The sequence below is a fragment of the Anaerocolumna jejuensis DSM 15929 genome (genome assembly GCF_900142215.1).
Classification (GTDB): Bacteria; Bacillota; Clostridia; order Lachnospirales; family Lachnospiraceae; genus Anaerocolumna; species Anaerocolumna jejuensis.
On the sequence record NZ_FRAC01000048.1, the window covers coordinates 1 to 14,823 of the forward strand.

The window sequence follows — 14,823 nt, forward strand, 5'->3', positions numbered from 1 at the left end:
TAAATAAGACAATAAAAAATATATCTTCCGATTTGTTAGCCAGCTTTGGTCGGCAACTAACAAGGGAAGATATATCCTACACACAGAAACGCACATCATTAAGCATTTTCCGATAGGAACAGTATACCAAAGGAAGTGATATCTGAAAAGAGTAAATTTCAAAAAAATAATTCACAGAAAGAATGGAAGTAGAATTCTTTTGGCCAAGGGTTGTGGATAAAACTTCTGAAAAAGCAGAAACAATTCCAATAATCCCCTTATTTATCCACAATAGGAATTATTGCAGAAATTAATGAAGTTTACCTTTCAGAGCTGGCCTGCCAGAGAGGTGCTTGACATATGCATGAATGAATATGCTTCCGGGGAAAGGCAGCATTAGAGATACAATTGGAAGTTGATAAGCGGGATTATTTGGCGTATGAAGCAAATTGAAATTTGTGAAGGAGAAACTGGCATGAAGCCTAACGATAATGGGGAAATAATGTTACCAAAATTCAAGTATTATCCAAACCTGTATAAAAGTGATATGGTTGTCTTTAAGGAAGACATTTGTCAATGCTGTGGCAAGAAAGTCAATGCCTATATCGAAAATATGTATAGCGAGGAGGATATAGAGTGTCTGTGCCTTGAATGTGTTGCTAACGGAGAAGCAGCAAAGAAATTTGGTGGAGATTTTATTCAGGCTGCGGAAAAAGTCAGCGATCCAGCCAAAAAAGATGAACTCTTCCACAGGACCCCGGGATACATCAGCTGGCAGGGCGAGTACTGGCTTGCATGCTGCGATGACTATTGTGCCTATATAGGGAAAGTCGGCACAAAGGAACTGGAAGAGATGGGAATTGCTAACGAAGTATTTGCAGAGTATGATGCCCGCGGTAAATATGAGGATGTCAGAGAATTTCTTGTAAAGAACGGCTCCGTGACAGGGTATCTATTTAAGTGCCTGCATTGCGGTAAATATCATTTGTGGGTTGATGCGGATTGACGAATCAGAATAGTAATGTTTAATCAGTAAACTTGATTGAAATATTTTTGTTGGTATAATTGTAGGGTAAACAGATATAACCTGAAATCTTGTATTCTCATATTTATGTGCTGAATTGGAAAGGAATTGGGTATGCAGATAGAAATTAATGATTATTATGAACCAGAGCATTTCAGGGCCATTAGCGAAGACAAATATAATATATCACGTACCTGTGAATATGAGAAGAATGAAATGTCCCATATCCACAATACCTGTGAAATATTGGCTATTGAGGAAGGCTCTGCAGATTATTATATTTCTGGTAAAAAATATCATGTGGAGCCTTATGATATCTTGGTAATTGGACCGATGGAACACCATTTTAGGAGAATTGACCGGCTTCCTTTTTTAAGGTACGGATTTACAATCAGCTCAATCTATTATAAGAGTATAATCATGGATGATGAGTTACTTAAGGTTTTTGCAACTCCTACTCCGGAGGATTTTAATGTTTATTATAAAAATATAAATCGGGATATTTTTAATGAAATATTGAATATGTTATGTTATTTGAACAATGAGGAAACGATTCATAAGCCTTTTCAGTCACAGATGCAAAGAAGCATTATCACTCAGATTGCGGTAGTGTTATTCAGAGCTTTGCATTTTCAAAGAAATAACAAGAATATCACAGCCTCAAATACCAGAATGCCGGAGATTAAGGAATATATTGATACACATTTTATCGAGGAAATTAATCTTACTTCCTTAAGCAAAAAGTTCTTTTTACATCCTTCAACCATTAGTAAAGATTTCAAGAAACACTATGGGTATCATTTGAATCGATATATCAATATGGTCAGGGTATGTGAAGCAGCTAAACTTTTAGAAAATAATAGTGATAGTGTTTTCGTTATATCTGAAAAATGTGGCTATAGTAATGTGAATACATTTTTGCGGCAGTTCAAATTTATTATGGAACTTTCACCTCTCCAATATCGTAAATTCGTACATAATTTAAAGGAAAAAAAGTATGAATAGCTGATGCTTTACAGGCATTAGCTATTTTTTTTGCAATTATATTAAAACAAATAAAAAATGGTGATTTTTAACCAAATATTGCAATGAAATAGCATATAAGCGGTTGTATGATAACTATATGGAGTTTTTATTTTATGGCTAAGTTTATTTACATTAGGAGAGGAGAGAATTCGGGAATTCGTGAGAACATAACCATTATGATATGATAATCGGATAAAATTTATAAAATAAGTAACAAAACCTGGTAAAATCAATGATTTGAAGAGGTTTTACAAGTGTATTTAAAATATAACAGTAGGAGATGAAAAGTATGGAGAACATAACAATACGGGATATAAAAGTTTTTGTCACAGCGCCAAGGGGAATTAATCTTGTAATTGTAAAGGTCGAGACATCTGAGCCGGAACTTTTTGGATACGGCTGTGCTACTTTTACCTGGAGACATAAGGCAGTGGTAACAGCGGTAGAAGAGTACCTTTGTCCAATGCTGAAAGGTAAATCAGTACATAACATTGAGGACATCTGGCAGACAATGATGGGCAGCTCTTATTGGCGTAACGGGCCGGTTCTTAATAATGCAATATCAGGCGTAGATGAAGCACTTTGGGATATTAAAGGAAAGTTAGCCAATATGCCTTTGTATAGTTTATTAGGCGGAAAGGCCAGGGAAGGAATAGCCGTCTACAGGCATGCGGATGGAAGCTGTATTGAGGAAGTTGAAGAATGTATTCGGGAATTACAGGCGGAGGGCTATCGCTATATTAGATGTCATATGGGTACGTATGGAGGAAACTTTGGAGGAAAACGCCAGCAGATTGTGAAACCTAGAGGTGCGGAAAATGGGGCGTATTACCACCCAAGGATGTATATGGACAGTGTTATTAAGCTATTTGACAGGGTACGCAGTGACATTGGCTGGGAGATTGAAGTTATGCATGATGTACATGAAAGGCTTTCTCTTTCAGAAACTTTAGCATTCACCAAAGAACTTGAGCAGTTTAAGCTGTTTTTCCTGGAAGATTCATTATCACCGGAGCAGGCGAATTTCTATAAATATCTCAGAGAGCAGACAGCGGTTCCGTTTGCAATGGGCGAGTTGTTTACAAATCCTGTGGAATGGATACCAATAATTCAGAATCAATGGATTGATTTTATTCGTGTCCATCTAAGTGATATAGGTGGCTTGACACCGGCAATCAAACTTGCTAACTTTTGTGAAGCTTATGGAGTACGTACTGCATGGCATGGACCAAATGACCTTTCACCAATTGGAATGGCTGCGCAGATGCATCTTGATATGCACTGTCATAACTTTGGAATTCAGGAATTTTCCGGTTTTAATGAAGCGGAAGAAGTTGTATTTCCAGGCTGCCCTGTAGTAAATAATGGATATGCATATGTGAATGACCGACCTGGAATCGGTGTTGGATTTGATGAGAAGGAGGCAGCTAAGTATCCTGCAATAGAGATGAATCATAGCTGGCTGTTCAGCCGCCTTCCGGATGGAACAGCGGTAAGACCGTAATATCAACGTCGGTGGCAAATTGTTATTTGAAAGTGGCTGCTGCAAAAAGAAGCTCTGCAAGTTATACTTTGCAGAGCTTCCTTTTGCAACAGCCACTTCATTTTATAAAGAGTCCTTCTTTCCTGCTTTGTTTTGGTTCTTTCTGTATTGATAAATTTGTGTGGATAAGTCATCAAGCTGAAGGTTATTAACGGATACTACAGTATGTACAATCTGTTCGGGAATATTGTGTCCCTTCCCGTAACAACAGCAAAGAACAGCTGCAAGGCAGCCAATAGTATCGGTGTCACCGCCAAGCATGGCGGACATACGAATCGCTTTATATACATCATGCCGGCACCAAAGGAACAGGGAAAATGCAGCTATAAAAACATCACAGGAAGATATGGTAGTTCCAAAAACATAGAATAAAAAATCTAATAACTTGTCATCAGAATCAAACTGCGGCAGAAAATGAAGAAGAACCGGAAGACGGGCCTGACAGGAAGGAACACAGGCCAGGTCCATTTCTTCGTTGTTTATCCTGCGGCCTATTTTACAGCCCATTTGTGCTGCTTGTATGATGTCATCTATGGTGTGCTCTTTCGTCATGGCAAAAAGGGCATGACCATAGCCGATAGCTGCTTCCATAGCTGTATTTGTATTATGGGTAGGCAGTAACGTACTGATAATATTTTTTTCAAGAGAATTTAAATCAGTACTGCATAAAAAAGCAGATGGTACACGCATAATACCGCCGCAGGAGGTTCCTGAAGTTCCTGCAAGACTGATCTCCATACCATCCATAATTGCAAGAATGGCTTTCCGAGAGCTGGGGCCAATATACTTTTCTGGCTCCGCAGATTCCTTATACCAGCGAATCAGGCTGTTTGCGGCTGCTTCGGGCGTGATATTACCACTTTTACAATAATCCTCAAGCAGAAAGATATTCTGTTCCGTGTCATCTGTAACCTGGCCATAGCGCATATCTTTATGTGCCAGGGATTCAGAAGGCAGCAAAAGGGAATCTATGGATTGAAAGGAGGATTTAATCTGTTCTCTTGATGCAAATTCAGTTGATTTTGAGAAACTGTCACCAACAGCTAGAGCCTCCAGAATTTGTTTGATAAATAACTGTTTCATAATTTTCCTCCAAGTTCTGAGAATGAGTGCTTGCCTTCATTCTCAGAACGCAAGCCTGTGAAAATAATTTTATACTTATGGACGTTGATAAGTCTAAGCTAACAGAAGGCTGTGAAGTGGTCAATAGGAAGAAATTAGATTATCATAAATGGTGCATAGAAAGTCATTATAATGATAATTCATATCATATATTAAGTGGCTTTTACATTCCCATTTTTCTATACTTATAAGAAACTGCTGTAAAATTATCAGGAGGGAGTAAAGATGAAAAATACTATTACCTATCGGTCAATTTATCAGAGCTGTTTAGAGGATGAAATAGTTGAGGTCGTATCAGTAAAGGACGGACTGGAATTAGAGCCGGGAAAGATTGTTATATCAGATATACTGCAAAAGACTCTTTACCAAGTTAAACAAAAATATGGTTATGGAATTGTTATGTTACAAGAGGGAGAATATTATATCGATAAAACAATTTATATCCCCAGAGGAATAAGACTGTTTGGGTTTGGTTTAAAAAGACCTAAAATTACATTGATTAAAAATGCGGAGGGCTTTGGTTCGGATAGTGGGCATAACATAAAAAATGCAAAATATATGTGCTGGTTTACGGCAAATATGCCAGAAAAGGAGGAAGAGGCAGAAGATGCTAACCCAGGTACATTTTATAGTGCTTTGTCAAATATTGATTTTGCAATAGAAGCAGACAATAGCAATGCGGTGGTGATACGTGCCCATTTTGCACAGAACTGCTATGTTTCCTATTGTCATTTTGAGATTGGAGATGGCCTTGCAGGGATTCATTCGGTAGGAAATGAAATGGAACAATTATCTTTTTCAGGCGGTGACTGGGGGATTTATACAGGGAAATGTTCGCCAGGATGGCCATTTGTTCTGACAGACTGCTATTTTACAGGACAAAGAAAATCCGGTATTCTATGTACACAAAGCGGTATGACAATGGTTCGGGTAGGATTTGAGCAAATACCTGCAGCAGTAGAATCCATGGATGGTTACTGGGATAAGGTAATTATGAAAGACTGTTGTCTGGCTAAGCTTTCTACGGGTTTATTAGTTGCCTCAGAGAAGAATGTATGTACACAATATAATATGAGAAATATACTGGCAGAAGCGGTACCAATAATAGTCCATATGAAAGAAAGTGAAAAAAACTATCCTGGGGTTTCTGATCAGTATATTGTTAAATCCTTTATTCATGGTGCGGTGGCGGTATACGGAAATTCGGAGATGGAAGTAAAAACAGTTTTAGAATTACAGGATGACTCTGATAAGAAATATGATTACTCCATCGATACTCCTGACTTACCGCTTCAAAAGGACTGGACCAATATTAAGAAATATGGCGCGCAGGGAGATGGAATTACAGATGATACCGAGGCAATCAGAAGAGCAATAGAAGCTTCAGATATCCTGTATTTCCCACAGGGAAAATACAGGATTAGTGATACAATTATTCTAAGGGAAAATACACAGCTATTAGGATTCCTTCCGATTGCAACACAGATTATTTTGACAGATAATGCAGATAAGTTTGCCGGAGTGGGAGCCCCCAAAGCCATGCTTGAAACTCCTGTAAATGGAAAGAACAGAATTCAGAGCATTGGGCTTGATTGTGCCGGAAGAAATCCGAGAGCTGTTGCTATTAAGTGGCAGTCCGGCAGGGCTTCTTATCTTTATGATATAAAATTTGCAGGTGGACATGGCCGTATTGATAAAGCTATGGAGCATTTACCTCCTTATAATAAGACCAGGACATGGGATTATAATGAAGATTATGATTGGGATTCCCAGTATTGGAGTCTTTGGATTACCAACCAGGGAGGAGGCACTTTTAAAAACCTATGGACTGCCAGCCCATATGCTGCAGCCGGTATTTATATATCGGATACGGCCACAAAGGGAATCATGTATCAGATATCTTCTGAACATCATGTAAGGCAGGAAATATTAATGAAACATGTTGCTAATTGGGAATTCTATGGTATTCAAACAGAAGAAGAAGCAGCAGAGGGCAGCTATTGCCAGCCCTTTGAATTATCCTGCTGTGAAAATCTGGTCTTTGCTAATTTATATGCATTTCGTGTGATTTGGATTGATAATCCGTATGAATCGGTTATCAGAACATGGAATTGTAAAAGGATAGAAATCCAAAATTTTCATAATTATACGCAGATGAAATATACCATTCTTCACGGGGTTTATGATGCCAATAGTAAGCAGACCGTAGGAGACTGGCAGTTAGCAAATCTATGGATAGAAGATACTGAAACTCATATACATCTGCCAGACAGACCCTGGGAGCCGAAAGCTATTCTGGAAAACATGGATTCTATTGATTCTATGTGTTCGGATGGAAATGGTAATTTGTATATTTGTGATTCCAGATTAAAAAGAGTGTATAAATGGGATCAGAAATCTGCTAAAATCGAATTATTGTTATCTACTCACTACAGACCATTATCCCTTGCCTGTGACACTTTGGGAAATTTGCTTATGGTAATTGAATACAAGCCAGTTAAATATGCAAAAAAGGATGGGGCTTTGGAATTGGATATCGAAGAATATGGGGAAAGATCCCGTGAGGATTTTGGAGCGTGTTTCTATGCCTTCTTCAGAAAAGATAGAAGAATTCGTGTTTTAAGCTTAAATACGGAAAAGGGTGAAAGCTCTTTCTGTGAATTAGAGCCTAAGCTGCGTTCGGAGGCTTCTTTGAAACGATTATATTATCCTGTAAATCAGTGGAGGGATAATGGAGATATGAAAACGGTAATACAGCTTCCGGATGAAACCTGCTATATAGCACCGGATGGAATAACGGGGATAACGAATAATCCAGCTCTGGCAAGAGCAACAGGGCTGTGCGCTGTCCAGAAAAATGAAGTTTTTTATGCGGTGGATGAGTATAATAAATATGTTTTAAAATTAAAAGTGGATCAGGATTTAAATTTGCAGGATCCGGCAATTGTGGCCTACAGGGGGAATATAGTGCCATAGCTTCAGACAATGGAGAGCTTTATGTATCGGATAATTTACTCTATTGTTATATGGGGGAGCAGGTTAGAACAATTGCATTAGCTAAGAGACCTGCCTGCATGATCTGGAAAGATAAAGAATATAAGTATCTTTGCATATCAGCCAGGACTAGCTTATACATCATGAAAGTAAAAGAATAAAAGAAGAGAGTGGGTAATACATATGAAATTCAAATCAATATCGTTGAAGAAGCATTTGATTTTTACGATGGGGATATTTGTAATACCCATGATTTTCTGTCTTCTGTTCTATAATTATTACTCCATAAAAACCTTAAACAATGAAGTTGCGCAAAGTGGTAAGAATACGATAAATCTATATCAATCACAAGTGGAATATGATCTGCAGAAGGTAAGTCAGACGATAGCTGATTACTGGGCAAACAATTATGATCATGCCAATATGATACATAAGGTGGATAAATTGACCAAGCATTTGTCCGGCTATGAAATAGGATTAAAGTATAGAACCTTGCTAACGAATAACCAAAATCTGGGAAGCATATGCCTGGTATCTGAAAAAAATGATCTGCAACGCTTTTTTTACCAGGAAAGCAGGTATTCGATAGAAACAAAAGAGGGCATGAGCCGGATTGTAGAAGAATACCTTCTGAATCCGAAAGAGAAAAGTGCGAAGGGGTGGCAGCCCTTTCGTGTTAACGGAGAGGGATTTTTGGTACGTCTGCTAGGTTATAACGGTGGATATACATTCCTGTTTGTGGATTTAAGTGTAACCATTCAAAATCAAATAAAGAATAGATCGGAAGGAGAAGGCTTTCTTTATTATACAACAATGCGGGGTGAAGCACTTTCTAAACAGGAAGAAGTAGGAGAGAGTGAGCTTGTGACGAATAAATTAGATCACGAATATTATCTGACAGAGAATGAGGCGAAGTATCTGGTCGTAAATCAATATTCTGATTTGCTGCATGTTCGCTTTTTTTATTTTATTCCATATAAAGGCTACTTCTTCCATATGGATCGGATGCAGTCATTATTTTTGTTTTTATCGTTTTTTATGGTATTACTGATTCCTGTTTGCTATGTACTGATATCTAAGTCCTATTTCAAACCAATGGAAGCTCTGATTAAAACCATGCAGAAAATCCGGGATGGAAATATTGATGAAAAAGTGAATTCTAATTATAAAATAAGAGAATTTCAGGAAGTAAATGTTACGTTCAACCAGATGATGACAGAAATAAAAAATCTCAAAATAGAATCCTGGGAGAGAAGATTACAGAAAAACCGTGCTGAATTGCAATATCTCCAGTTACAGATAAAACCTCACTTTTTTTTAAATTGTTTAAAGAACCTTTATGGCATGGCCGAATTGAAACGTTATGAAAAGATGCAGGGTATGATTATTCAGATATCCAGTTATTTGAGATACTTTTTTAATGACAATATGTCTTTGGTGGCAATCGGAGATGAAATTAACCACGTAAAAAATTATATTTCATTACAGAAGTATAGCTTAGAACAGGATGTTGAATGTGAGTTTGAAATAGAAGAACAGTTGAAAGACTGTATTATTCCGGTATTACTTATTCAACCCTTTGTTGAAAATTCCTTCAAATACGGCAGAAAAACGAATCAGACTTTAAGGATAACCATTCGAATTATTGAATTGGCAATGGAAGAGGAGAATATGCTGGACATTATTATTACAGATAATGGAAATGGCTTTAAACAGGAAGTACTGGAACAATTAAATGAGCAAACACCATATCAATACACAGAGAATAATGTTGGAATAGCAAATATCTGTCAGCGGCTATTTTTGATCTATGGTGAGAAGGCAATGCTGCAATGTAACAATCTGGAGGATGGAGCGCAATGTGAGATGATTTTGCCTGTTAAAGTTCCTAAGGAGCAAAGAGAGGAGAAAGAAGAATGAATCTGTTGATTGTGGATGATCAGCCTATGGTAGTAGAGGGGATTTTGGCAGGTGTAGATTGGGAACTGATAACGATTGATAAGAAATTTACGGCGCACAATATTATTGAAGCGAAGAATATCATTCAAACGCATCAAATTGAATTATTGCTTTGTGACATTGAAATGCCCATGGGAAGCGGTTTGGATTTGTATGAGTGGGTAATAGAACAGCATTACACTATGAAATGTATTTTTCTTACAGCTCATTCTGATTTCTCTTATGCACAAAAAGCAGTTCATTTGCAGGGGTTTGATTATCTGTTACAACCAGTTACCTATAAAGAAATTGAAGGCTCTCTTCAAAAAGCAATTGATCAGATTAAGATGGATACTACTGTAAAGAGTTATTATAATTATGCTTTAGACTTGAAAAAAAGAGAAAAACAGACGTTGAGCAGTCTTCTGAGAGAGTATTTGCTTGCATTGCGAAGTGATGTGAAGGAAGTTGTTCAGTATGTATCTGTTTTATCTTATACCTTGGAAGCAGATAGCTCATGTGAAATACTTATGATTCAATTGTTTGATTTTGAGGGTGAAAGATGGGAAAATGACTTATTGTTTTATGCCATAGATAATATCTGGAATGAATTACTTACAATCAAAATAGGCAAACTGATTGTTATTTGTCTGGACAGCGAACATTTTATACTTCTATATCAAAAACAGGACGAAAGGCTGGATTTAAAACAGAAAATGATGTTGTTTATGCGGACTGCAGAACAGCTATTTCGATGTAAAGTTGCTTTGTATCCAGGTAAAACAACGATTTTTTCAGAAATACCTGATGAGGTTAAAAGGCTGGAAAAGAGAAGCAGGAAAAATGTAATTAAAAAAGACGGCATACTGGAAGCGTACAATACGATGGAGATGGGACAGGAATATATTTCGCCGGATTGTAATAAATGGGCTCAGTACATCAAAGATGGTTACTATGACCTACTAAAGGAGGAGGCTTGCAAATATCTGGATTGTATGACTCAGTCCGGCAGGATGAACGATGAAGCTCTGCGAAAGTTCCATAAGGATTATGTATATTTATTCTGGGAGGGAATAAAAAATTCTGGAAATGTAAAGAGTGATCTTTATATGGAGGGAGAAAGTGACTATAATTATGAAGCCCTGATGAATTCCTATACTTCTGTGATACGAATGAAAAGTTTGATTGTGTTTACAATGAATTATCTGAAGGGAATGGATAATCAGGAGAATTTCAATGAATCACGAATGGATGAAATACTGGATTATATCCATAAGAACATCCAGAAGAATATTACAAGAAAAGATATTGCAGAAGCTGTTTATCTGAATCCTGAGTATTTATCCAGACTCTTTAAAAAGGAAAAGGGGATTAAGCTTTCGGATTATATCCAGCAGGAAAAGATGAATATTGCAAATCATTTATTGAGAACAACAAATTTCTCTGTCAGCATAGTTGCTTCAAAAGTTGGATATAGCAACTTTTCACATTTTGCACAGTCATTTAAGCGTGTTTTTGGAATCTCCCCCAGTGAAATCAAACAAGAAAATCATAAGTAGAATTACAAAGTATTCAAATCATTAGTCATGAATTGAATACTTTGTGTCATTTTCCGGGTAGTTAGCGTTAAACAAAGTCAGCTATAATTTAACCATAGGTAGCAGTAAGTGCATACCTAATAAAAATTTAGGAGGAGTGTTGGAATATGAAAAAAACAATTTCGTATTTGCTTGTAATTACTCTGTTGGCCACATTGCTGGTAGGATGCGGAAAGAGTGAGAATAAGGCAAACGGCAATGGGACAAAGAATTCCGCAGAGGTAACAGGAAAAGCAGCGGATGATACTTCCGATAAGGAAGAAACCAAAACTGAGGCAAAGGATTATAGCAAGCAGGAACCTTATACCGTTAAAATCATGCTGCCAGGAACAGCTGGAACAAAAGATTGTGAAGAGGTTTCCGCATTGGCAAGCGAGATATTACAAAAAAAATATAATACTACGCTGAATATAGTGCGGGTTGGATTTGGTACTTATGCACAGCAAGTAAATCTTATGTTTTCTTCCGGTGAGAAACTGGATATGCTCTATAATGACCGAGGCAGTTTTACCTCAGCAGTAAGTAACGGGCAGGTTGTAGAAATTGGACAATATCTGGATGAATATGCACCGGAAATGAAAGCACAGATCAGTGGGGATGATTGGGCATGTACATCAATAAATGGCGGTATTTATGCAGTTCCGGCCAATAAAGAAAAAGCAGTGGCATGGGGATTTGCTTTTGTCAAATCAATTGCGGATGAATTAGGCTTTGATTATTCAAAGATTAAAACAGAAGAAGATTTAGTGCCGCTTTTGCAGGCAGTGAAAGAGAAATATCCGGATATGTACCCGGTGATGTCTAATGGCGGATCAATGAACACTATGACTACGAATGATGAATTAGGCGGTGATTTTGGTGTATTAGAAAATTGCACAGATCCCAATAATACAACAGTAGTAAACTGGTATGAAACAGATGCCTATCGTAAAATCGCAGAGAGAAGATATGAGTGGGCACAAAAAGGATTAATCATGCCAGATGCGGCATCCAATACAGAACCTTGGGCAAATATGATTGCTTCGAATAAGGCATTTGGACGCTTTACAAATGTAAAACCCGGAATCGAAGCGGAGATGCAGAAGGCTTCCGGTAAAGAAATAGTAGTACTGCCAATGACGGATGCCTATACGACGACTAACAGACTTGACATTCTTTGGTATGTTGCTCACAACAGCGAAAAACCGGAAAGAACCGTACAGGTTATGAATGAAATTTATACGAATCCTGAATTACAGAATATATTAGTAAATGGTGTTGAAGGAAAACACTATGAATTTGCCAATGAAGCAAAGACCATGGTACGTTATCCAAAAGGCGTTGACGGAACCAACACAGGCTATCCCAGCTATCCCTGGGCATGGCTCAATGAAATGATTACTCCTGTTTGGGAAGGTGCGGACGAAACTCTTTGGAAACAAACGGATGACTATAACAAAACTGCAATTGTTTCACCAGGTAAAGGCTTTGGATGGAATAATTTAAATGTAATTAATGAAGTTACCTCATGCAATAATGTCAAAAATAAATATGCGAATGCATTGGAATGCGGTTCGGTAGATCCTGCGGTGGCATTGCCTCAGTTCATAAAAGATTTAAAGGATGCAGGTGTGGATAGCATTATTAAAGAAAAGCAGAGTCAATTAGATGAATGGTTAGCTGCAAAGAAATGATAATTCACAGATTATAACAGCATATAAGGGGGAAACGGTGGCAACACGGCTATCCCCCCTTATTATTCTGTATCGGAGGTTTTTTAGATGAATCTTGAGATAAGGAAAAAATTAAAACGGCTCAAACGATATATCCCCCTATATCTGATGATGTTACCAGGTGTCATATATATAATTATCAACAATTACATACCAATGCTTGGGTTGCGAATAGCTTTTAAACAGTATAATTATTCCAAAGGAATTTCAGCAAGCAAATTTGTGGGTTTTAAAAATTTTGAATTTCTATTCAAAACAAAAGATGCTTTTGTAATTACCAGAAATACCTTATGCTACAATGCTGCTTTTATTATTTTGGGTACGGTGCTGGCTATAGCGGTTGCTATATTATTAAATGAAATTAAAGAAGTCAGATTGAAAAAAATCTATCAAACAATTATACTAATTCCTTTTTTGATATCAATGGTGGTGGTCAGTTATTTGGTCTATGCTTTCTTAAGTTCGGACTCAGGCTTCATCAATAACAGTATTCTTATTCCACTTGGAATTAAGCCGATTCCCTGGTATTCATCACCAAAATATTGGCCCTTCATTTTAACAGCAGTGCATCTGTGGAAAGGATTTGGTTATACCAGTATTATTTACTTCGCGACTTTAGCTGGTATCGATAAGGGATATTTTGAGGCAGCCGCTATAGATGGTGCATCCAGATGGCAGCAAATCAAGCACATTACGCTTCCTTGTTTAAAACCTACAATTATAACCTTGACCTTGATGTCAATTGGACGAATTTTCTATTCGGATTTCGGATTGTTCTATCAGGTACCCCTGAACAGTGGATTATTAGTTGACGTAACCAATACAATTGATACCTATGTATACCGTGGTTTAATTACGCTGAATAACGTGAGCATGGCATCGGCGGCAGGCTTTTACCAGTCCGTTGTCGGGTTTGTTCTGGTTCTGACAGCAAATTTTGTAGTAAAAAAAGTAAGCGAAGAAGATGCGCTATTCTAAAGGAGAAAAGACAAAATGGTTGAAAGAAGAACAAGTTTTCAAATAATGGCAAATGTAATTTTAACTGTATTAGCAATATTATGTTTGCTTCCATTTATACTGCTTATTGTTTCTTCCTTTACAGATGAACTAACATTAACTCACTATGGTTATAGCTTCTTTCCAAAAAAACTGTCATTGGATGCATATAGATATTTGTTGGTGGATTCTACAACTATTCTGCGATCTTATATCATTTCCTTTGGTGTATCGATTGCAGGAACTCTTGCCAACGTATTCTTAACAGTTCTATTTGCCTATCCGTTATCAAGAAAGGATCTGCCAGGACGGCAGGTATTTGCCTTTTTTATATTTTTTACCATGTTATTTAATGGTGGTCTGGTACCTTCCTATATTATGTGGACACAGGTCTTTCATATCAAAAATACATGGTGGGCATATATGGTTCCCGGATTAATGATGAGCGCTTTTTATGTCATAATGATGAGAACTTATTTTACTACTAATATTCCTGAAGCAGTTATAGAAGCAGCACGTATGGATGGGGCAACGGAGAGGCATATTTTAACCAAAATTGTATTGCCAATGTCAATTCCAATTGTGGCAACAGTAACCTTATTAGTTGGCTTATCCTATTGGAATGATTGGATTAATGGTCTGTATTATATCAATAAAGATACCATGTATAGTGTCCAGTCGCTGCTGAACAAAATGCTTATGGATGTTCAGTTCCTGCTGTCCAATGCACAGAGTGGTGCTGCTATAAATCAGGATATCGTATTACCGTCAACAGGTATCAAAATGGCGATTGCCGTTATGGGCGCATTGCCTATTCTCATTGTATATCCTTTCTTTCAAAAGTATTTTATAAAAGGTATTATTATTGGAGCAGTAAAAGGCTGATAATAT

The 14,823-nt window shown here is 37.3% G+C and carries 10 protein-coding genes; 9 read left to right on the plus strand and 1 reads right to left on the minus strand.

The genetic code is table 11. From position 1 onward, the window contains the following. Window positions 1-454: 454 nt before the first annotated feature. From BUB77_RS27850 to BUB77_RS27860, 3 genes are all read left to right on the plus strand, one after another. The gene (locus BUB77_RS27850) at window positions 455-985 is read left to right on the plus strand and encodes a CbrC family protein (protein ID WP_242962605.1); all 531 of its coding nucleotides are present in this window, start codon (window positions 455-457) and stop codon (window positions 983-985) included. A 132-nt stretch (window positions 986-1,117) separates the two neighbouring features. Then, window positions 1,118-2,008, plus strand: a complete 891-nt coding sequence (locus BUB77_RS27855) for a helix-turn-helix transcriptional regulator (RefSeq protein ID WP_073280436.1) — start codon at window positions 1,118-1,120, stop codon at window positions 2,006-2,008. 310 nt (window positions 2,009-2,318) lie between these two features. Then, complete coding sequence (locus BUB77_RS27860) at window positions 2,319-3,533, plus strand: enolase C-terminal domain-like protein (RefSeq protein ID WP_073280437.1); 1,215 nt, start codon at window positions 2,319-2,321, stop codon at window positions 3,531-3,533. Window positions 3,534-3,635: 102 nt separating this feature from the next. Here the strand turns inward: BUB77_RS27860 and BUB77_RS27865 are convergent, their stop codons facing one another. Further along, window positions 3,636-4,655 carry an ADP-ribosylglycohydrolase family protein gene (locus tag BUB77_RS27865; RefSeq protein ID WP_073280438.1) on the minus strand — a complete coding sequence of 340 codons (1,020 nt, stop codon included), beginning with the start codon at window positions 4,653-4,655 and terminating at the stop codon, window positions 3,636-3,638. Between the two features lie 264 nt (window positions 4,656-4,919). Here BUB77_RS27865 and BUB77_RS27870 point away from each other — a divergent pair, with 264 nt between their 5' ends. The 6 genes from BUB77_RS27870 to BUB77_RS27895 all read left to right on the plus strand — a co-directional run bounded on the left by BUB77_RS27870 (window position 4,920) and on the right by BUB77_RS27895 (window position 14,817). Beyond that, complete coding sequence (locus tag BUB77_RS27870) at window positions 4,920-7,670, plus strand: glycosyl hydrolase family 28-related protein (RefSeq protein ID WP_073280439.1); 2,751 nt, start codon at window positions 4,920-4,922, stop codon at window positions 7,668-7,670. Window positions 7,671-7,871: 201 nt separating this feature from the next. Then, window positions 7,872-9,608, plus strand: a complete 1,737-nt coding sequence (locus tag BUB77_RS27875; protein ID WP_084124822.1) for a sensor histidine kinase — start codon at window positions 7,872-7,874, stop codon at window positions 9,606-9,608. Continuing rightward, on the plus strand, window positions 9,605-11,185 hold the full coding sequence (locus tag BUB77_RS27880; protein ID WP_073280441.1) for a response regulator transcription factor: 1,581 nt from the start codon (window positions 9,605-9,607) through the stop codon (window positions 11,183-11,185). The genes BUB77_RS27875 and BUB77_RS27880 overlap by 4 nt, the downstream gene beginning before the upstream one ends. 146 nt (window positions 11,186-11,331) lie before the next feature. Further along, window positions 11,332-12,897: an ABC transporter substrate-binding protein gene (locus BUB77_RS27885; protein ID WP_073280442.1), complete on the plus strand. Its 1,566-nt coding sequence runs from the start codon at window positions 11,332-11,334 to the stop codon at window positions 12,895-12,897. Window positions 12,898-12,984: 87 nt separating this feature from the next. After that, complete coding sequence (locus BUB77_RS27890; protein ID WP_073280443.1) at window positions 12,985-13,914, plus strand: ABC transporter permease; 930 nt, start codon at window positions 12,985-12,987, stop codon at window positions 13,912-13,914. 15 nt (window positions 13,915-13,929) lie between these two features. Continuing rightward, window positions 13,930-14,817 carry a carbohydrate ABC transporter permease gene (locus BUB77_RS27895; RefSeq protein WP_073280444.1) on the plus strand — a complete coding sequence of 296 codons (888 nt, stop codon included), beginning with the start codon at window positions 13,930-13,932 and terminating at the stop codon, window positions 14,815-14,817. Window positions 14,818-14,823: the final 6 nt, after the last annotated feature.